20 protein-coding genes and 1 pseudogene are annotated in these 17,731 nt (G+C 66.2%); 10 read left to right on the forward strand and 11 right to left on the reverse strand.

Translation table 11 applies throughout. The features are described 5' to 3' along the window. Window positions 1-28: 28 nt before the first annotated feature. Both rpoZ and gmk read right to left on the reverse strand, forming a co-directional pair. The gene (gene rpoZ / locus SUTH_RS02230; RefSeq protein ID WP_041096768.1) at window positions 29-235 is read right to left on the reverse strand and encodes a DNA-directed RNA polymerase subunit omega; all 207 of its coding nucleotides are present in this window, start codon (window positions 233-235) and stop codon (window positions 29-31) included. Between the two features lie 5 nt (window positions 236-240). Further along, window positions 241-858 carry a guanylate kinase gene (gmk, locus tag SUTH_RS02235; protein WP_197539633.1) on the reverse strand — a complete coding sequence of 206 codons (618 nt, stop codon included), beginning with the start codon at window positions 856-858 and terminating at the stop codon, window positions 241-243. A 147-nt stretch (window positions 859-1,005) separates the two neighbouring features. Between gmk and SUTH_RS02240 the strand changes: the two genes are divergently transcribed. After that, a complete protein-coding gene (locus tag SUTH_RS02240) occupies window positions 1,006-1,488 on the forward strand; it encodes a copper chaperone PCu(A)C (protein ID WP_041096770.1) in 483 nt (160 codons plus the stop codon). 99 nt (window positions 1,489-1,587) lie between these two features. Here the strand turns inward: SUTH_RS02240 and SUTH_RS02245 are convergent, their stop codons facing one another. Further along, the gene (locus SUTH_RS02245; RefSeq protein WP_231851086.1) at window positions 1,588-1,950 is read right to left on the reverse strand and encodes a hypothetical protein; all 363 of its coding nucleotides are present in this window, start codon (window positions 1,948-1,950) and stop codon (window positions 1,588-1,590) included. A 219-nt stretch (window positions 1,951-2,169) separates the two neighbouring features. Here SUTH_RS02245 and SUTH_RS02250 point away from each other — a divergent pair, with 219 nt between their 5' ends. Next, window positions 2,170-3,429, forward strand: coding sequence for an MFS transporter (locus tag SUTH_RS02250; RefSeq protein ID WP_041096774.1), 1,260 nt, complete (start codon window positions 2,170-2,172; stop codon window positions 3,427-3,429). Window positions 3,430-3,605: 176 nt separating this feature from the next. Here SUTH_RS02250 and SUTH_RS02255 read toward each other — a convergent pair whose 3' ends face one another. The 4 genes from SUTH_RS02255 to SUTH_RS02270 form a co-directional block, all read right to left on the reverse strand. Then, window positions 3,606-3,911: a hypothetical protein gene (locus SUTH_RS02255; RefSeq protein WP_041096776.1), complete on the reverse strand. Its 306-nt coding sequence runs from the start codon at window positions 3,909-3,911 to the stop codon at window positions 3,606-3,608. 56 nt (window positions 3,912-3,967) lie between these two features. Further along, window positions 3,968-4,195 (reverse strand): hypothetical protein, encoded by a 228-nt coding sequence (locus SUTH_RS02260; protein WP_148312826.1) that lies wholly within the window; start codon window positions 4,193-4,195, stop codon window positions 3,968-3,970. A gap of 22 nt (window positions 4,196-4,217) precedes the next feature. Continuing rightward, complete coding sequence (locus SUTH_RS02265; protein WP_041096780.1) at window positions 4,218-4,625, reverse strand: hypothetical protein; 408 nt, start codon at window positions 4,623-4,625, stop codon at window positions 4,218-4,220. Between the two features lie 72 nt (window positions 4,626-4,697). Continuing rightward, window positions 4,698-5,099 carry a hypothetical protein gene (locus tag SUTH_RS02270; protein WP_041096782.1) on the reverse strand — a complete coding sequence of 134 codons (402 nt, stop codon included), beginning with the start codon at window positions 5,097-5,099 and terminating at the stop codon, window positions 4,698-4,700. Between the two features lie 177 nt (window positions 5,100-5,276). Between SUTH_RS02270 and SUTH_RS02275 the strand changes: the two genes are divergently transcribed. Continuing rightward, window positions 5,277-5,798 (forward strand): BON domain-containing protein, encoded by a 522-nt coding sequence (locus SUTH_RS02275; RefSeq protein ID WP_041096784.1) that lies wholly within the window; start codon window positions 5,277-5,279, stop codon window positions 5,796-5,798. 25 nt (window positions 5,799-5,823) lie between these two features. Here SUTH_RS02275 and SUTH_RS02280 read toward each other — a convergent pair whose 3' ends face one another. Then, window positions 5,824-8,580, reverse strand: coding sequence for a bifunctional acetate--CoA ligase family protein/GNAT family N-acetyltransferase (locus SUTH_RS02280; protein WP_171817296.1), 2,757 nt, complete (start codon window positions 8,578-8,580; stop codon window positions 5,824-5,826). A 320-nt stretch (window positions 8,581-8,900) separates the two neighbouring features. Here SUTH_RS02280 and SUTH_RS02285 point away from each other — a divergent pair, with 320 nt between their 5' ends. The 7 genes from SUTH_RS02285 (at window position 8,901) to SUTH_RS02315 (ending at window position 14,387) form a co-directional block, all read left to right on the forward strand. Further along, the gene (locus SUTH_RS02285; protein ID WP_041096785.1) at window positions 8,901-9,167 is read left to right on the forward strand and encodes an AbrB/MazE/SpoVT family DNA-binding domain-containing protein; all 267 of its coding nucleotides are present in this window, start codon (window positions 8,901-8,903) and stop codon (window positions 9,165-9,167) included. Window positions 9,168-9,174: 7 nt separating this feature from the next. After that, a complete protein-coding gene (locus tag SUTH_RS02290) occupies window positions 9,175-9,576 on the forward strand; it encodes a type II toxin-antitoxin system VapC family toxin (RefSeq protein ID WP_041096787.1) in 402 nt (133 codons plus the stop codon). After that, a complete protein-coding gene (locus tag SUTH_RS02295; RefSeq protein WP_041096789.1) occupies window positions 9,573-12,983 on the forward strand; it encodes a class I SAM-dependent DNA methyltransferase in 3,411 nt (1,136 codons plus the stop codon). Before SUTH_RS02290 ends, SUTH_RS02295 begins: the two co-directional genes overlap by 4 nt. Before the next feature lie 37 nt (window positions 12,984-13,020). Further along, entirely contained in the window at window positions 13,021-13,278 is a 258-nt protein-coding gene (locus SUTH_RS02300) for a hypothetical protein (RefSeq protein ID WP_041096791.1), read from the forward strand. Continuing rightward, window positions 13,253-13,555 carry a type II toxin-antitoxin system RelE/ParE family toxin gene (locus tag SUTH_RS02305; RefSeq protein WP_052473092.1) on the forward strand — a complete coding sequence of 101 codons (303 nt, stop codon included), beginning with the start codon at window positions 13,253-13,255 and terminating at the stop codon, window positions 13,553-13,555. The genes SUTH_RS02300 and SUTH_RS02305 overlap by 26 nt, the downstream gene beginning before the upstream one ends. A gap of 158 nt (window positions 13,556-13,713) precedes the next feature. Beyond that, the gene (locus tag SUTH_RS02310; RefSeq protein WP_041096793.1) at window positions 13,714-14,208 is read left to right on the forward strand and encodes a nucleotidyl transferase AbiEii/AbiGii toxin family protein; all 495 of its coding nucleotides are present in this window, start codon (window positions 13,714-13,716) and stop codon (window positions 14,206-14,208) included. Further along, window positions 14,205-14,387 carry a hypothetical protein gene (locus SUTH_RS02315; protein WP_041096795.1) on the forward strand — a complete coding sequence of 61 codons (183 nt, stop codon included), beginning with the start codon at window positions 14,205-14,207 and terminating at the stop codon, window positions 14,385-14,387. The genes SUTH_RS02310 and SUTH_RS02315 overlap by 4 nt, the downstream gene beginning before the upstream one ends. Window positions 14,388-14,391: 4 nt before the next feature. On the opposite strand, the gene SUTH_RS02320 is transcribed toward SUTH_RS02315, so the two are convergent. The 3 genes and pseudogenes from SUTH_RS02320 to SUTH_RS02330 all read right to left on the reverse strand — a co-directional run. Beyond that, the gene (locus SUTH_RS02320) at window positions 14,392-16,248 is read right to left on the reverse strand and encodes a hypothetical protein (RefSeq protein ID WP_197539634.1); all 1,857 of its coding nucleotides are present in this window, start codon (window positions 16,246-16,248) and stop codon (window positions 14,392-14,394) included. A 1-nt stretch (window position 16,249) separates the two neighbouring features. Beyond that, window positions 16,250-16,888, reverse strand: coding sequence for an MBL fold metallo-hydrolase (locus SUTH_RS02325; protein WP_041096799.1), 639 nt, complete (start codon window positions 16,886-16,888; stop codon window positions 16,250-16,252). 142 nt (window positions 16,889-17,030) lie between these two features. Then, a pseudogene (locus SUTH_RS02330) lies at window positions 17,031-17,684 on the reverse strand (ATP-binding protein); the annotation flags it as partial. Between the last annotated feature and the right edge of the window lie 47 nt (window positions 17,685-17,731).

Raw genomic sequence — 17,731 nt, forward strand, 5'->3', positions numbered from 1 at the left:
GTCACGGTTCACCCCGTCCGCATGATGCTTACGTGTTGCTGCGGTTGAGGATTTCGATGCCCACCTTGCCGCCGGCGATTTCGCGGAGGGCAATCACCGTCGGCTTGTCGCGCCCCGGGTCTACTTGCGGCGTGCTGCCGAGCGTGAGCTGGCGGGCACGATAAGTTGCCGCCAGGGTGAGCTGAAAGCGGTTGGGAATGAGTTTGATGCAATCATCAATGGTGACACGAGCCATGGGGTTCAGTCCTGATCAAGAAAGCGGAATACGTCGGGATGACGGGCCCGCTGACGTGCGAAACGCAGACGCGAAGCACGCACGGCGGCTTTGAGCTCGCCGAGCGCCACATCCAAGTCATTGTTGATTATAACAAAATCGAACTCATGCACGTGGCGCATTTCACCCAGGGCGCCGGCTACCCGCCGCGCGATGACATCTTCACTATCCGAGCCGCGCTTGCGCAGACGGCGTTCCAGTTCCGCGATCGAGGGCGGCAGGATGAAAATGCTCACCGCCTCGGGCAACTGGCGGCGCATCTGCTGTGCGCCCTGCCAGTCGATCTCCAGCAGCATGTCGCAGCCTTCCTTCATGCGCTGTTCGAGCCAGACGCGCGAGGTGCCGTAGAAATTGTCATGCACTTCGGCCCACTCGGCGAACTCGCCGCGTTCGCGCATGGCCAGAAACTGCTGCACGTCGATGAAGTGGTATTCGCGGCCGTTCTGCTCGCCGGCGCGCGGCGCGCGGGTGGTATAGGAGATCGAGTGCTGGACGTGCGGGTCTTCCGCCATGAGGCGTCCGACCAGCGTGGTCTTGCCGGCGCCGGAGGGCGCCGCAACGATGAACAGGGTACCGGCGATCATGGTCTTCGGAACGTGAGTTGGGTCGGTCCCAATACTACGCGAGGGCGGTGTGCATTAGTATACGCGGCCCATGCTTCGAACCGCCCACCCGCTGTCGTCAGGTCTTCCCGCACTGTCGCGGGACTATTTCCATCGCAAGGAGTATTCATGAATCGCACCATCCGCGTCGCCGCTTTGGCGGCACTCGTTTCCGCCGCAGTTGTATTGCCCGCCCACGCCCAGGTCACGGTCAAGGACCCCTGGGTGCGCGCCACCGTGGCGCAGCAAAAAGCCACCGGTGCCTTCATGCAGATCACCTCGGCGCAGGATGCACGCCTGGTCGAAGCCAAGTCGCCGGTCGCGGGCGTGGTCGAGATCCACGAGATGGCGATGGAAAAGGACGTCATGAGGATGCGCGCCCTGCCCAACGGCCTTGACCTTCCCGCCGGCAAGACCGTCGAACTCAAGTCGGGGGGCTATCACGTCATGCTGATGGACCTGAAGCAGCAGATGAAGGAAGGCGAAACCGTGCCGATGACCCTTGTGGTCGAAGGCAAGGACAAGAAGCGCAGCACCATCGAGGTCAAGGCGCCAGTCAAGCCGCTGGCCGCCGCCGCGCCGAAGATGGACCACAGCCAGCACAAACACTGATCCCGGCTTTCCCGCAAGCGACAACGGCGCCCGCGGGCGCCGTTGCCGTTGCTGCGACGAAATGCCGCAGGTTCTTGCCGCCGTGATCCGGGACTGCGGCTACAGCGTTTCGATATCCGAGTCGCAGCCTTGCCCGGCGGCGATCCAGCGCGCGAAGCGGCGGCCGCAGAATGCGTTCCATCCTGGCGGCAGCCAGCGCAGGAAGCTCGCTGGAGCGACGGCCATGCCGCAGCGGTAGCGGCGCTCCGCCTCGTCCCATTGCAGGGCGGGACAGGCCCCCGTGCGGTGGCCAAGCAGCAGGTGGCTGACCGGGCACGGCCGGGCTGCGCAGCACACACCGCAACCGTTGCAGGACGCGCCGAACGCCGGCTTGGGCGGCGCGGCGCGATGGATGGCGATGAAGGAAACGTCGGTCGGCATGGGTAGCTGAGTGCCGGCTGTGCCGGTGCGGGCATTATTCACGATGGGCGCTCATGGCGAAAGGAATATTGCCGTGTCGCCATCGCCGACTCTTCGAATCAGCCTGCCAGGAACGCTGATCGGGCCAGCGGACCTTGCCTTCGGCAGAGGCGTGGGCGGTAATGGCATGCAGGCATTCCCCGGAATCGGCTTTCTGCAGGTATAAAGGGATTGAGCAATCACCTTGTCCTGCAACCCGTTCCACTTTCGCTCCCGCCCGCCATGAATCATCCGCCCTCTCCAGAACCCCTCGATCCAGGGCGCGAACGCATCTTGCTGGTGACGCTGGCGGGAATCCAGTTCGCCCACATCCTCGATTTCATGATCATGATGCCGCTGGGCCCGATCCTGATGCGGGAACTCGGCGTCGGCACCCACGAGTTCGGCCTGCTGGTGTCTTCCTACACCTTCTCGGCGGCATTCACCGGCCTGCTGGCGGCGATGTTCGTCGACCGCTTCGAGCGCAAGCGTTTGCTGCTGACGATGTTCGGCCTGTTCGCCGTGGCGACGCTGGCCTGCGGGCTGGCACCCGGCTACTGGACCCTGCTCGCGGCGCGCGGAACGGCGGGCGCGTTTGGCGGCGTGCTCGGCTCGATGGTGCAGACCATGGTCGGCGACCTGATTCCCTTCGAGCGGCGCGGCCGCGCCAGCGGCACCATCATGTCGGCGTTTTCCTTGTCGACCGTGGCCGGCGTGCCGCTGTCGCTGTATCTGGCCAACCATTTCGGCTGGCGCTTTCCGTTCTTCTTCATTGCCGCGCTGTCCTGTGCTTTTTTGCTGCTCGGCTGGAAGATGCTGCCGGCATTGCGTGGACATCTGCCCGGCGCCACCGTCAGCGAAACCGAGCGCGCGCATCCGCTCTCGGCCATGATTGCAGTGCTGCGCGACGCCAACCATCTGCGGGCGCTGCTGTTCATGGCCCTGATCATGTTCTCCGGCTTTTCGGTGATTCCCTACATCACCATCTACGTCACCGCCAACGTCGGCATTCGGCAGGAAGACATTCCGCTGATTTATCTGGTCGGCGGCTGCGCGACATTTTTCACCTCGCGGCTGGTCGGTCGACTGGCCGATGCCCACGGCAAGATCCGCGTCTACCGCTGGATGGCGCTGTGCTCGATGGTGCCGCTGCTGATCCAGACCCATCTCGGGCCCGTGCCGCTGTGGCTCATGATCGTTTGTTCGACGGCGTTTTTCATTTTCGTGCCGGGACGCATGGTGCCGGCGATGGCCGTCGTCACTTCAGCCGTGCAACCACGCCTGCGCGGCACCTTCCTCTCGATGAACGGCGCCGTGCAGCAACTGGCGTCCGGGGGAGCGTCCTGGCTCGGCGGCGCGATGATCAGCGCCGACGCCGCGGGGCGCATCGTCGGTTATGACCGGGTCGGTTATCTGGCCATCGCCGCCACGCTGATGGCAATGGTTTTCGTCGGGCAGATTCACATGCATACCGGCGTTCCCGCCGCCGGCCGCAAAGCCTGACGGAGACTCTCGGGTGTTTGTTGCAGCGAGTCAGAACTTGTGAAGAAATCGTAGCGAGCGGGCCGCAGCGGGGTGCGGCCGGAGCGCAGCTACCGGAACGTATGTTTTATACGTGAGGATAGCGAGTACCGCCCAAGCCCCGATCCGGCACGCGCAGTAGATTTATTCATAAGTTCCTAGAAGCGGTCGAGCAGCTTGTCCATCTTCTTCCAGCTGTCGCCCGTGTCCTTGGCGGCCTTGTCGATGGCCTGGGTATCCAGCACCGGCGTCTTGTCGCCCTCCTTTTGCCCCGCCGCACTGCTGCTTGAGGCGGCGGCGACATCGGGCGGACCTTCCTTGTCCTGGCGAGTGGCGTAGTCGCGCGCTTTCGATGCCTGCCTGGAAGAGGCGCTTTGCTTGGCGGGCTCTTCAGCCCGGCAATTGGTGAAGGCCAGGAGCGAAAGAACCGCCGCGCCGGCCACAATGAGGTTGGTGTTTTTCATGTTCGGTTTCCAGGCACAACGGTAATTTCTGCCAATACTCCTGTGCGGCGCGGGATTCAGGCAGTTTCGTTGACTACCCGTCCGGTTGTCTGCCCCTGGGCGTTCACCACGGGCTTTGGCTGCTCGGGTTTGTTCGCCTGCTGCTGCTGTGCCTGGCGGGCTTTGGTTGCTTCATCGGTAGCCATGGCGACTTCGGCCTTCTGGTTCTGTGACGCCTGCGGCTTGGGCTGCTGGGTTGCCTGCGTCAAGGCGCTGGTTGCGGAACTCACTGAGTTGATGGCCATCATAGCCTCCTGTTGAAGTGTTCTAGGCAGTGGTGTTGACAACTGCACCCGTAACCTGCCCTTCGGTATTGACTACCGGGGTCGGTGAACTTTTGGTTGCCGGGGCGGGTTTTGGAGGTGCCATCCGCTCCGTGACCTGGGTCACGACCCCCGACAGCTGGTTTTGCATCCGGACAACGGTACTCACCGCCGCCAGACCCTGACGTGCCTGCCCGGCAGTGGCTTGCGCCTGATCGGATTGGGATGTGATCGCCCGCGCACGTTCCATGGCCTCGGTGGCATGCTGCTGGGCGCTCTGGGCCTGGGCCTGCAAGGCGCGGGCTATCTGCTCCGCCTGTTCCGCATCCCTTTTCGCCTGCTGCAGACGCAACTGTCGCAAGCCCGACTGGGCCGCTGACTGTGCGCCGGAAAGTGATGAGATGGTTGCCATGGGAACACCTTCAAGCCGAAGCTCGTACAGCAATCATAGTCCCTCTCTTACCATAGGGCAAACCGCAAACGCCTACCCGCATTGCATGTATTCGACACCGTCGGCGACGATGATCGGGTAGCCCTTCGAATTGCGCTTCAACACGGTCTGCACCGGCTCCAGTGGGCCGTCGCCTTCGCCCATGTACAGTTCGCCGCCCTTCACCTGCCAGCGTCCGCCGCCGCCGCCGCCGCCCTGTCCATAAACGGAGCCGTATTGCCCGCTGGACAGGCTTTCGCGCTGGTTGCCGAAGGCGTAGGTTCCGTTGGCATGGAATTTTGCCCGCGTGGTCCGGGTCGTCCCGGAAATCTGGTTGTAGGAGAAACTGCACCAGACCGAGGACAGCAGCAGCTGGTTCGACATGCCGCCCGCCAGCGCGGGGGCGGAAGCTCCGGCGAGGAGGGCTGGAACAAGCAGGCCGATCAGTCGGTTCATGATTGGGCTCCTGTTGTGCAAGATGACGCGCCTGGGCCGATCGGCTTATGATCGGCAATCCCGATTGCCCGAATGCCGAAAGGGTGCGCGATGCGACATCTACCGCCTATCAGCTTATTCTGCTCCGGTGTTCTCCGGACCGCAATCGTCCTGCTGTTGCTTGCCGGACCGCCAGTCGTGGCGCAGGTCAATCCCTTCAGCGCGCTGGGGCGGGTGGTTTCGACCAGCATGGACGCGCGCAGCAAGGGCGAGGTTGCCGCGGATGCCGAAATCGGCGCAGCGGCGTCAAAACAGCTGCTTGAAGACAAGGGCGCCGAATGGGCCGGCGTTACGGTGCTGGTCTTTCAGCGCCATGTCGTGCTCGCCGGCGCGGTCAAGACGGCGGACGTCAAAAAACGCGTCGAGGAACTGCTGCGCAAGGACCGCCGCATCAAATCGCTTGCCAACGAACTGATGGTGGGCAACGTCGGCAGCCTGGCCAGGGATACCGCGCTCGAAGCGCAGATCAATGCCGCCCTGACCGCTGCCTCGGGGGTTTCCTCGGTCAACATGCGCTGGTGCGCGACGGGCGGGCATGTCGTCCTGATGGGGGTCGCGCAATCCGCTCGGGAGGCATCGCTGGCGCAAGTGAAAGTGCGCGAAGTCAGCGGCGTCAAAAGCCTCAAGTCCTACCTTCGGGTGGTTGCGCACAAGAAGTGACGGCCTTCCCGCTGCGCCGCCGCGGTTATTTTTCGCCGCCGCGTTTCCTCCCGCCCGCCTTGCCAAGGCCGACCGCCGGTTTCTGCCGCCGCACACGAACCGCTTCCACCGCGGTTGAACCCTCGCGTTCCGGTTCGCGCAGCCGCAGGCGCAGCGCAATCGTGCCGAGGTCCTCGCCGGTTTTCAGCTCGAAGCCGAGGTCGCGGGCCAGGTGCTGCATGCGCAGGTTGCCCGACATGGTTTCGCCGCGCAGCTCGACGGTGCCGCGGCTGCGCGAGTAGTCGATGATGCTGGCGAGCAGCCGTCGCCCGAGCCCCTTGCCCTTGATGTCGGAGCGCACCACGATGGCGAAGTCGGCCACCGTGTTGTCCGGATCGGTCACCGCGCGCACCTCGCCCAGCGAGCGTTCGACGCCGTCGCGGTCCTTCACGATGGCCACCAGCGCCATCTCGCGGTCGTAGTCGATCTGGGTGAAGCGCGCCAGTTGCGAACGCGGCAGGCTGCGCATGGTGCCGAAAAAACGCATGCGCGCATCCTCGGGATCGAGCGAGCCGATGAGATCGCCGAGGGTGGTTTCATCCTCGGGCCGGATCGGCCGGATCAGCAGCGGCTGCCCCTCCCAGACCAGGCGCTGTTCCAGCTCCTTCGGGTAGGGCCGGATCGCAAAGCGGCGGAAGCCCAGCCTGCGCCCACGCTTTTCGATGCGGATGCGAGCATCGAGCACCACCACGCCCGAAGTCTCGACATGGACCGGATCGAGTTCCACGCCGGCCACTTCGTCGATGTCCGTGAGCAGCTGCGACAGTCGCACCAGTGCCGTGGCGGCGCGGGATGCCAGCGTGCCGCGGACCTTGGGCGGGCCCTTTTCCAGAAACCGGCAGCGGCCGAGCATGTCCTTCGCCAGCGTCAGGTTGAGCGGCGGCAGCGCCGTGACGCAGCTTTCCATCGTGCTTCCCTCCTGCGCCGCCGGACCGAGGAAGATCACCGGCCCGAACACCGCATCGTCGGCGACGCCGAAGCGGCATGCCGGCGCGCCGCTGCGCGCGGCGCTGGGCCGCAGGCGGTAGCCGCCGACCCGCGCCGCCGGATTCGCCAGGCGGGCGTTGGCGCGCAGCTGGCGCACGGCAAAGTGGATATCCCCCGCCGAGCGCAGCCCCGTCGCCACGGGATCGGGGCCCGCGGCATTGGCCAGCACCAGCGTCAGATCCACCGGGTAGCCGATCTCGTCCGCGGTCCAGATGGCGGCCTTGATGCTGGCATCCAGGTGGGTGCCGGCGGCGGCAATGCCGTAGGCCTGAAGCAGCTGGCGGGCCTGGCGCGGCGAGAGCATGCCGGCCCCGCCATCGATGGCTTCGGCGATCACGCCGCGCGCGGCCGCAAGGTTCGGGGTGAAGTCCTCGGCCACCGAGGGCGGCATCTGGACCAGCAGTTCGCGGTTGCGTTCGTAATTGACGATGCCCTGAAAGATCGCGATGGCTTTTTCCGGCGTGTCATGGCTCAGCAAGCCGTGCGCCGCGGCGATGCGTTGCGCTTCGAGCATCGCGGCGCCGCCGACCCAGCAGGTGAACACATTGCGCTCCGCATCCCGCGCCACCTCGCCGATAGCCTTCGCCACCTCGGCGCCCGGCGTGAAGGGCGAGGGCGAACAGACCGTCAGCACCGCGTCCGTTTCGCTGTCGGCGAGCACCGCCGACAGCGCGGCGGCCCAGTTTTCCGGCGCGATGTCCTCCGGCAGCGCCAGCGGATTGCCCGGCGGCGAGGCCGTCTTCAGCAGCTTGCCGAGCCGCTTCACGGTCTCGTCCGACAGCGTGGCGAGCTTGCCGCCGGAACGCAGCAGCGTATCGGCGGCAATGCGCCCGAGGCCATGGCCGTTGGCGATGATGCAGAGGCGCTCGCCGTGCATCGGCCGCACCCGCGCCAGCGCCTCGGCGGCGTCGAACAAGTCCTCCAGGGTGTCGATGCGAACCCAGCCGGCGCGCCGCAGCGCCGCTTCATAGACATCGTCGGTGGTGAATGGCCGCTTGCCGGCGGGCCCGGCCTCGGCCCGCGCGCCGCGAATCGCCACCACCGGTTTGTTGCGCGCCGCCGCGCGCGCCGCCGACATGAACTTGCGGCCCGCCGCAATGGAATGGAACTGCACCAGGATCGCCTCGGTATCCGGGTCCGCCGCCAGCCAGTCGAGCGTGTCGGCCAGGTCGACATCGACGCCGGAGCCCAGGTGCAGCACCGACGAAAAGCCGATGCCCTTGCTGCCGGCGCGCTCCAGCACGGCGGCGGCGACCGCCGTCGATTGCGTCACCAGCGCGATCTTGCCCGGCACCGCGGCGACGGTGGCCACGCTGGCATTGAGGCCGTGTGACGGAACGGCCAGGCCGCCGCTGCCCGGCCCCAGCACGCGCATCAAGAAGGGCTTCGCCGCATCGAGGATGGCGCGGCGCACCTCGGCGAGTTCGTCGCCGGTCATGCGGATTCGCCGCGACGGGCCGAGGATCACCGCGCGCGTGCCGCGGGCGCCCAGCTTGGCGATGATCTTCGGCGCATCGCGCAGCGGCGCGCAGATGATCGCCAGGTCCGGCACCACCTCCAGTTCGTCGATGTGGATATGCGTGCCGATGCCGAACAGCGAGCGCTTCTTTGCGGCAACGGAAATGATCGGTCCGGAGAAGCCGCCGGCCGCCAGGTTGCGCAGCACCACCTCGGCATAGCGGCCCGGTTCGTCGGGCTCGGAAACAACCGCGACCGATTTCGGACGAAAGAGGAATTCGAGATTGCGGACGGTCATGGTGTTCTTGGTTCTGTTCGCGTCGGCAGCCCGGCGGACGCGATCCATTGTGCCACAGCGCCACGGCGCGACTTGCGGGGAACGGAAAAGTCGGCGCCGGCGACACGGCGGCCGGGCGCATCCCATGAGCCGCCGGCGCGCTTACCCTGAAGCCATGATCATTCGAAGGGGGGGGGGGTCGCCATGAACACCGATCGTCTTGGCATGAAGTTCGGCGCGTTTTATGCGCAGTGTGCCGCCGCACCCTGGAATACTCGGATGGATCGCCTTTCCCGGAACTGCTATGATTCGTCTTACCTAGTCTTACTTATGGAGTTGCCATGACCATCGTGCGGGTATCGAGCAAGGGCCAGATCGTCATTCCCCAGCGGTTGCGAGCGGCGTTTCATATCGAAGCCGGCAGCGAGCTGGCGATTTTTGCCGAGGGCGACGAGATTCGTTTGCGCCAGGCCGAGCAGCGCTTTCCCCGCACCGAGATCACGGCGGGCCTCGGCCTGCTGGCGAAGCAGGGGCGCAAGGCTCCCGCGCAAACGGAGATCAAAGAGGCCATAGGCGAAATGCTGAAGCGGAAGAACGCGGCAAGGTGATGCGGCCGTGATTGTCCTCGACACCAACCTGCTGCTGCGCTACCTGCTTAACGACGATGTCGGGCAGGCAAGGCGCGTCGCGCGCCTGCTGGAAACTTCATCGCAAATCACCGTGACTCCCACCATCGTCCTCGAACTGGTCTGGGTGCTGGAGTGCAGTGATTGTTCCCGCGCCGAGATCGCCGTCGCGTTGCGCCATGTGCTGGGGCTGCCCAATATGCGACTGCCGAACGAAGCCGCGCTGTATCGCGCCGTGCAATGGTTCGAGCGGGGATTGGACTTCGCGGACGCGCTGCATCTGGGCCTCTCGCCCGCCACGGCCACGCTGATGTCGTTCGACAAGGATTTCGCCAGCAAGGCGAAGCGCGCCGAAGCGTTTCCGATGGTGGCCTTGTGCCCGGCCCGATGACCGGCCCCGTCGATGCCTTCATCGCCCGCTGGCAGGGTGTCGCCGCGTCCGAGCTGGCGACGGCGCAGAGCTTCGTCATCGACCTCTGCGCGCTGCTCGGCGTCGACGCGCCGCATGCCACCGCCGAGCAGGACTACATGTTCGAGCGGCCAGTCAGCTTCCGCCACGGTGACGGTGGCAGCAGCCCCGGTCGCATCGACTGCTACAAGCGCGGCGCCTTCGTGCTGGAAGCCAAGAAAGTCGGCGCTGGCGGTACGGCAAAAGCCTTCGACGACGCCCTGCTGCGCGCCCGCAGCCAGGCCGAGAACTACGCCCGCGCCCTGCCGGCCGGGGAAGGCCGCCCGCCCTTCGTCATCGTCGTCGATGTCGGCAACGTCATCGAGCTCTACGCCGAGTTTTCGCAAAGCGGCGGCACCTACGTGCCCTTTCCCGATCCGCGCTCCCACCGCATTCGCCTCGCCGATCTGCGCGACGAAGCCATCCGCCGGCGCCTTGCCGCCGTCTGGCGCGAGCCGCTCTCGCTCGACCCGACCCGCCACGCCGCGCGCGTCACGCGCGAGATTGCCGCGCACCTGGCCGAAGTCGCCAAATCGCTCGAAGCGGCCGGCCACGCCGCCGAAACCGTCGCCGGCTTCCTCACCCGCTGCCTGTTCAGCATGTTCGCCGAGGATGTCGGGCTGCTGCCCAAGGGCAAGTTCACCGCGCTGCTCGGCGAATGCGACGCCAACCCCGCCGCGGTTCCCGCCCTGCTCGGCAGCCTGTGGCGCGACATGGATACCGGCACGGAATATTCGACCGCGGTGCGCGCCGCCCTGCCCAAATTCAACGGCAAGCTGTTCAAATCGCCCGACGTATTGCCGCTGACGAAAGCCCAGATCGCCCTGCTGCTCGAAGCCGCCAAAGCCGACTGGACGCAAGTCGAGCCGGCCATCTTCGGCACCCTGCTCGAACGCGCGCTCGACGTGCACGAGCGTCACGCGCTGGGCGCGCACTACACGCCGCGCGCCTACGTCGACCGCCTGGTGCAGCCCACTGTCATCGAGCCGCTGCGTCGCGCCTGGGCCTACGTGCAGGGCGCCGCCGTGCTGCTCGCCACTGAGGGCAAGCAGAAAGAGGCCGTCGCCGAATTGCGCGCCTTCCACCACAAGCTGTGTTCCTTGCGCGTACTCGACCCGGCCTGCGGCAGCGGCAATTTTTTGTACGTCGCGCTGGAACACCTCAAGCGCCTCGAAGGCGAAGTGCTCAACCAGTTGCACGACATCGGCCACGGCCAGACCCTGCTCGAAGCCGAGGGCCTCACCGTCGACCCGCACCAGTTCCTCGGCCTCGAAATCAATCCGCGCGCCGCGGCCATCGCCGAACTGGTGCTGTGGATCGGCTACCTGCAATGGCATTTCCGCACGCAGGGCAGCGGCCTGCCGCCCAGCCCCATCCTCAAGGACTTCCGCAACATCGAATGCCGCGACGCCGTGCTCGCCAGCGACGACGTCGTGCCGGTATTCGACGAGCAGGGCCGTGCCGTCAGCCGCTGGGACGGCCGCACGCTGAAGACGCATCCCGTCACCGGCGAACAGGTGCCGGATGAGGCCGCGCGCGTGCCGCTGATGCGCTACATCAATCCGCGTCAGGCCGAATGGCCGGCCGCCGACGTGGTGGTCGGCAATCCGCCCTTCATCGGCGCCTCGACCATGCGCCAGGCGCTCGGCGACGGCTATGTCGAAGCGCTGCGCGGCGCATGGCCGGCGGTGCCCGAGTCGGCCGACTTCGTCATGTTCTGGTGGCACCACGCCGCGCAACTCGTGGCGCAGGGCAAGCTCTCGCGCTTCGGCTTCATCACCACCAACTCGCTGCGCCAGACCTTCAACCGCCGCGTGGTGCAGGGCGCGCTGGATCAGGGCCTGCATCTGGCCTTTGCCGTGCCCGACCACCCGTGGGTGGACAACGCCGACGGCGCGGCGGTGCGCATTGCGATGACCGTCGCCGCGCCGGGCGCGGGCGCGGGCGCGGGCAGGTTGTGCAGCGTGACGGCCGAGCGCGAAGGCAAGGGCGAAGGGCTTGACGTTCAATTGGCCGAGAGTAGCGGGACAATCCACGCCGATCTGAAAGTCGGCGCTGACGTGACGGCGGCAAAGGCTTTGTGCGCGAACGGCGGCATCAGTTCGCCGGGCTTCAAGCTGCATGGCGCGGGTTTCATCGTCACGCCCGAGGAAGCGGCACGGCTCGAAGCCGACGCGCCGATCAAGCCCTACCGCAATGGCCGCGACCTGACCGATCGTCCGCGCGGCGTGAAGCTGATTGACCTGTTCGGGCACGAGGTCGACGAAGTGCGCCGCCGCTGGCCGGCGACTTATCAATGGGTTCTGGAACGAGTGAAGCCGGAGCGCGATGCCAAAGCCCACTCACCAGATGGCGCGGGTTATGCGAAGTTCTGGTGGCTTCATGGCAAGCCGCGCTCCGAGCTTCGCAAGATGCTGACAGGCCTGCCGCGCTTCATCGCTACAGGCGAAACCGCGAAGCATCGCGTCTTCCAGTTCCTCGACGCCGCGATTGCGCCCGACAACATGCTGATCGCCATCGCGCTCGACGACGCGTATTGGCTCGGTGTGCTGTCGAGCAATGTGCATGTTGTTTGGGCGCTGGCGACTGGCGGGCGGCTCGGCGTCGGCAACGACCCGCGCTACAACAAATCCCGCTGCTTCGAAACCTTCCCCTTCCCCGTCGCCACGCCCGCGCAACAGGCCCGCATCCGCGACCTCGCCGAACAGATCGACGCCCATCGCAAGCGCGTGCTGGCGGCGCACGACGAGCTGACGCTGACCGGCCTCTACAACGTCCTCGTAAAACTCGGCGCTGGCGATACGGCACTGACCGCGAAAGAAAAGCTCACCCACGAAAAAGGCCTCGTCGCCGTGCTCAAGCAACTGCACGACGAACTCGATGCCGCCGTGCTCGACGCCTACGGCTGGCACGACCTCATTGGCCAATGCGCGGACGAGCAAACCCTGCTCGAACGCCTCGTCGCGCTCAACGCCGAACGCCAGGCCGAAGAAGCCCAAGGCCACATCCGCTGGCTGCGCCCCGAATTCCAGAACCCGCAAGCGGCACAATCGTCCATCGGGCTGGAGTCGGGAGGCTCGGGGCGGAGGAATCAAAAATCTGACGAAGCCACGAGCCTCCCGGCTCCAGCCCGCGCGTCGACGCAACAAGCCTGGCCGCAAACCCTCCCCGACCAACTCGCCGCCGTCGCTCGCGTCCTCTCCGAAGCAAACAGCGCGCAAACCGAAACCCAACTCGCCGCCCACTTCACCGGCAAGGGCCGCTGGAAATCCCGCCTGCCCGACATCATCAAAGCCCTCGAAGCCCTCGGCCGCGCCCGCCGTTTGGACGACGGGCGGTGGATGGGGTAGGCTTGCATTTCAGCGAAACCGAAATCAAGGAGAAGTCATGTCCGCCGTCGATCCCAGCCTGAGTCAAACCGACTTGCGCCGCCTTGAAAAGCTGGCAAGTGCCGCGGGACGCACTCCAAGAGCCATGCTGAAATTCGTTCTGCGCGACGGATTCGCCGAAACCGAGAGGGTGGTGCGCGCCGTGCAGGCGGGGCGCGCCGACGTTGCGGCCGGGCGCACGCGCTCGCACGCGGCGGTCATGCGCGAAGCCGCGGCGATCCTGTCGGGCCATGTCAAGTCGCAACAAGCCGCTTGACTGGTCGGCGACCGCGGCGCGGGAGTTGATCGACGGCCTTGTCCATATTGCCGAAGACAGCCCGCAGGGCGCGCGCCTCGTCAAAACCCGCATCGACCGCGCGGGACGTTTTCTCGAACTGAATCCTCGAATGGGTAAACCCGGAGTCGTCGCCGGAACGCGCGAGTATCCGGCGCCTAAAACACGCTACACGCTGATCTACGAAGAGGGCGTCAACGCAATTCACATCCTGCATTGCTGGCACCAGAGCCGGCAACGAGTTGTGGGCGACGCTTGATACTCAAGTTGGGCGAATCAATTCACGGATGCCGCGCGATGAACATCAAGTACTTTAAGGACACCGACACTCTGTATATCGAGCTTCGCAAGGACGCCGTAACAGAGATTCGGCGGCCTGAGCGTGATCGGGAAACGAGAACAGTGTAGGCCTTGACGATGGGTATCCATGACCTGATCAGGCTGCTGGCGGAGAAGAAAATCGACTTCGTGCTGGTCGGCGGTCTGGCTGTCGCCTTGCAGGGCTATCAGCGCGTGACGATGGATGTGGATGTCGTCCTCGCCATGGACGCAGGCAACCTGGAACGTTTCATTGCCGCCGCCCGCAATGCCGGATTGCGGCCGACGATTCCGGTGCCCATCGAATCGCTCGCCCGTCCCGAGCTGGTTGAACAATGGCATCGCGAGAAAGGCATGCTGGCATTCAGCCTGCGGGGTGCCGAGGCGCGGGCGACCGTTCTCGATGTGCTGGTCAAGCCGGTCGTGCCCTATGCCGATTTGCGTCGGGACGCGTTGATGGTCGAGATGGGGACTGCGCAGGTGCCCGTTGCGTCGATCCCGCACCTGATCGCGATGAAGACCGGCACCGGACGCGGCAAGGACCGGATCGACATCGATGAGCTGCAAAAACTGATGTCGGGGAATACGCCATGACCGGAGAACAGAACCTGAACCTGATCCGCCAGATCGAAGAACATCGCGGATTCCTGCTGACGGTCCTGAGCCAGAACCCGGTGCTGCGCGCGCGCGCCGAACCGCGCATCCGTCAACTGCTGGAGCCCTTGCCGCCGGAGCCGACTCCCGAGTCGGGCGCCGGGCCGGACGTGCCTTAGGCGCTTACCGCGTCCACCACGCCAGCGCGACGAACAGCACGACGGCGATGGCGGCATAGACCTTCCACGGCCTTTCCTTTTCCGCATACGGGTCGGTCAGCGCGCGCTCGGCGCCTTCGGGCAGTTGCGCCAACTGCGTCAGCGACGTGCCGAAGGGAATGTTGATGCGCGCGCGCGCATTCACCGCCCAGCCGTTGGCGTCGAGGATCGGGCCTAGGTTGCGGCTTCTGAGCTTGAACCAGGCGAGCACCATGGCCGGCGCGGAAATCAGCAGCATCAGGCCGCCGAGGGCGAGCGGGATCTGCCACCACTTGAGCGCGAGCAGGCCGGTGACCATGGCTGCCGCCGCCGTACCGATGGCGCCGACTGCGAGGCCGATGGCGGCGAAGATGCCGGCGAACTTGCCGACATCGAAGGCTTGTTGCGCGGGCGGTTTTGCGGCAGGCGGCGCGTCGACCTTTTTACCGATGCCGACGGCGGCTTCGCCGAGCTTGCCTTCGACGGCGGCGGCCTTGCTCGCGGCGATCTTCTGCAGTTGTTCGCCGATCATGCGCATCAGGCGTTTGTAGGGCGACCAGAAGGCCTGGCGCAGGCTGATCGGATGCTCGACCAGTTTGGTGATGGTGGCGTTCCAGTCGCGTCCCTGGCGGTCGTAGAACACGCCATTGCGGCCGACCATGAGCTGGTCGGAATCGCCGGCGGTGAAGGCGGCGGCGATGGTCTGCTTTTCGCCGCCGTTTTGTCCAGTTCGCACGCAGTCGCAATACACCAGGCAGATGCGCGAGAGGCCGGCCAGCGCGGCATGCTTGGCGGCGTCATTGACCGCGACGCAGAGCTCGGCCGAGCGGCCGTCGAGATACAGGGTGCCGATCTGGAACGTCGCCTTGCCCTGGCGCGTGTAGAAGTCGCGGAAGGCGACGAAGTTGTTGGCCAGCGGCAGCAGGTCGCGCACGTAGCGCGCCAGGCGTTCGAGGTCGCGCACGCCCTCGGCTTCGGCCGGCAGGCCGGCGGGCTTGGCGGCCTGCCAGGCGACGTAGGGCGCGAGCTGGTCCTGCAGCGCCAGCCAGTCGGATTCGCTCAAGCCTTCGCGCGGGCCGAGCAGCGGCACCACGGCGGCTTCGCGCAGCGCGCCGATGCGCGCGGCCCAGGCCGGGTTGGCGCCCGAGTCGATGCCGGCGCCCAGTGGCGCCGTGGCGCCAGCGCCGACTCTTGCCAGCGGCAGGGCGGCGATGTCGGCGTGTTCGGTGGTCAGCGCGACGTTGCCCAGTGATTTCAGCGCGTCGTCGGAGGCGTTCATGGCGTCGCCGGCGCGAATGTCGAAGGCGGCCAGGCGGCAGCGGACGAAGAAGTCGTCGAGCTTTTCCTTGACGGCGGCGACGGCGGCGCAGGCCGCATCGGTGGCGTCGCCCAGCGGCCTTGCCGCGCTGCCGGCGGCTTCCCAGGCGGCCAGCGCGCGGGCGCCGTACTCGGCCTCGGCGGCGCTGGCGGCATACACCGAAATCAATGCCTGGTCGCCGGCGAGCAGTCCGCGCGCGGCGGCCAGCAGCGGCGCGGTGGTTTCGTCATCCCGGATCGCGGCCAGCGGCACGCCGTCGAGCTGCTGCGCCAGCACGCCGGTGTCGGCAAGGCGCGCCGCCGCCCAGTCGATGGCGGCCAGCAGTTCCGGGGCGCGGATGTGCCCGTCGTTGTCGGTGTCGATCAGCGCCAGCGTGCGCGCGTCGAACTCGATGCCCTTGACCGGGCAGGACAGCGCGACCCACAGCTTCTGGTCGAGATCCTTGAGCGCCAGCAGGTCGGCGGCGGTGTCGACGCGCACCTGGTCGAAGCCGCCGGCGCGGAAGAACTTGAATGTGTGGGACATGTCAGGCTCCATCTCCAACGAAGGGGTTGCTGCGGCGCTCATGGCCGAAGGTCGACATCGGTCCGTGGCCGGATATGAATTCGACATCGTCGCCCAGCGGCCAGAGCTTGTTCCGGATCGAGTCGATCAGCGACTGGTAATCGCCGCGCGGAAAATCGGTGCGGCCGATCGATCCGGCGAACAGCACGTCGCCGACCAGGGCGAGTTTGGTGGGCGCGTGGAAGAACACCACGTGGCCCGGCGTGTGGCCGGGGGTGTGCAGCACCTGCAGGGTCTGCTTGCCAACCGTGACGGTGTCGCCGTCTTCCAGCCAGCGGTTCGGCGTGAAGGGCTGCGCCGGCGGGAAGCCGAAGCTGCGGCTTTGGAGGACGAGCTGGTCGATCCAGAAGCTTTCTTCGCGCTGCGGGCCTTCGATCGGTATGCCCAGGCGCGTCGCCAGTTCGCCGGCGGCGCCGGCATGGTCGATGTGGCCGTGGGTGAGCAGGATTTTTTCGACGCTGACGCCGAGCGTGGCCGCCGCGGCCAGCAGCTTCTCGATCTCGCCGCCGGGATCGACGAAGGCGCCTTTCATGGTGTCGGTGCACCAGAGCAGGGTGCAGTTCTGTTCGAAGGGCGTGACGGGAATGATGCGGTATTTCATGAGGGTCTCCTGAACCAGAGAAAAGCTTAACCGCAGAGGCGCAGAGGCGCGGAGAAAAGCAACGCAGAGAATTTCATTATTGTTTCCTCTGCGTTTCCTCCGCGCCTCTGCGCCTCTGCGGTGGTGCCTTTGACTTTGCCCATCAATCCGCCAGTCCGCGCCGGTAGTGAATGGCCTCGGCGACGTGCGCCGAATTGATCTGTGCCGCACCGGCCAGGTCGGCGATGCTGCGCGCCACCTTGAGGATGCGATGATAAGCCCGCGCGGTGAGCGCGAGGCGCGCCATGGCCTGCTTCAGCAATTGCGCGCCGGCCGCGTCGGGCCGCGCGTGGCGGTCGACTTCGTCGGGTCCGAGCAGGGCGTTGGGCTTGCCCTGGCGTTCGAGCTGCACGGCGCGCGCCGCCGCGACGCGGGCCTGCACCGTGGCCGAGGATTCGCCGTCGCCGCGCGCGGACAGATCGGCTTCGGCGACGGCCGGCACGTCGAGCATCAGGTCGATGCGGTCGAGCAGCGGCCCCGACAGTTTGCCGCGATAGCGCGCCACCTGGTCGGGCGTGCAGCGGCACTTGGCCGAAGGATGGCCGAGCCAGCCGCAGGGACAGGGATTCATTGCCGCGACGAGCTGGAAGCGCGCCGGGAATTCGGCGCGGCGCGCGGCGCGGGCGATGTTGATCTGCCCGGTTTCGAGCGGTTCGCGCAGGGCCTCCAGCACCCCGCGCTGGAACTCGGGCAGTTCGTCGAGGAACAGCGTGCCGTTGTGCGCCAGCGAGATTTCTCCCGGCCGCGGCGTCCCGCCACTGAGACTTCCATCAAATAATAGGACATAAGGTCGAAATTTCTGTT

Origin of the sequence: Sulfuritalea hydrogenivorans sk43H (assembly GCF_000828635.1) — a bacterium.
Lineage (GTDB): Bacteria > Pseudomonadota > Gammaproteobacteria > Burkholderiales > Rhodocyclaceae > Sulfuritalea > Sulfuritalea hydrogenivorans.

Coding starts and splice junctions, on each gene's coding strand:
- SUTH_RS02265 (WP_041096780.1), bottom strand. CDS start 4,625: ATGGCAACCATCTCATCACTTTCCGGCGCACAGTCAGCGGCCCAGTCG.
- rpoZ (WP_041096768.1), bottom strand. CDS start 235: ATGGCTCGTGTCACCATTGATGATTGCATCAAACTCATTCCCAACCGC.
- SUTH_RS02305 (WP_052473092.1), top strand. CDS start 13,253: ATGTCAAGTCGCAACAAGCCGCTTGACTGGTCGGCGACCGCGGCGCGG.
- SUTH_RS02285 (WP_041096785.1), top strand. CDS start 8,901: ATGACCATCGTGCGGGTATCGAGCAAGGGCCAGATCGTCATTCCCCAG.
- SUTH_RS02250 (WP_041096774.1), top strand. CDS start 2,170: ATGAATCATCCGCCCTCTCCAGAACCCCTCGATCCAGGGCGCGAACGC.
- SUTH_RS02300 (WP_041096791.1), top strand. CDS start 13,021: ATGTCCGCCGTCGATCCCAGCCTGAGTCAAACCGACTTGCGCCGCCTT.
- SUTH_RS02320 (WP_197539634.1), bottom strand. CDS start 16,248: ATGTCCCACACATTCAAGTTCTTCCGCGCCGGCGGCTTCGACCAGGTG.
- SUTH_RS02240 (WP_041096770.1), top strand. CDS start 1,006: ATGAATCGCACCATCCGCGTCGCCGCTTTGGCGGCACTCGTTTCCGCC.
- SUTH_RS02310 (WP_041096793.1), top strand. CDS start 13,714: ATGGGTATCCATGACCTGATCAGGCTGCTGGCGGAGAAGAAAATCGAC.
- SUTH_RS02315 (WP_041096795.1), top strand. CDS start 14,205: ATGACCGGAGAACAGAACCTGAACCTGATCCGCCAGATCGAAGAACAT.
- gmk (WP_197539633.1), bottom strand. CDS start 858: ATGATCGCCGGTACCCTGTTCATCGTTGCGGCGCCCTCCGGCGCCGGC.
- SUTH_RS02255 (WP_041096776.1), bottom strand. CDS start 3,911: ATGAAAAACACCAACCTCATTGTGGCCGGCGCGGCGGTTCTTTCGCTC.
- SUTH_RS02270 (WP_041096782.1), bottom strand. CDS start 5,099: ATGAACCGACTGATCGGCCTGCTTGTTCCAGCCCTCCTCGCCGGAGCT.
- SUTH_RS02295 (WP_041096789.1), top strand. CDS start 9,573: ATGACCGGCCCCGTCGATGCCTTCATCGCCCGCTGGCAGGGTGTCGCC.
- SUTH_RS02325 (WP_041096799.1), bottom strand. CDS start 16,888: ATGAAATACCGCATCATTCCCGTCACGCCCTTCGAACAGAACTGCACC.
- SUTH_RS02260 (WP_148312826.1), bottom strand. CDS start 4,195: ATGGCCATCAACTCAGTGAGTTCCGCAACCAGCGCCTTGACGCAGGCA.
- SUTH_RS02280 (WP_171817296.1), bottom strand. CDS start 8,580: ATGACCGTCCGCAATCTCGAATTCCTCTTTCGTCCGAAATCGGTCGCG.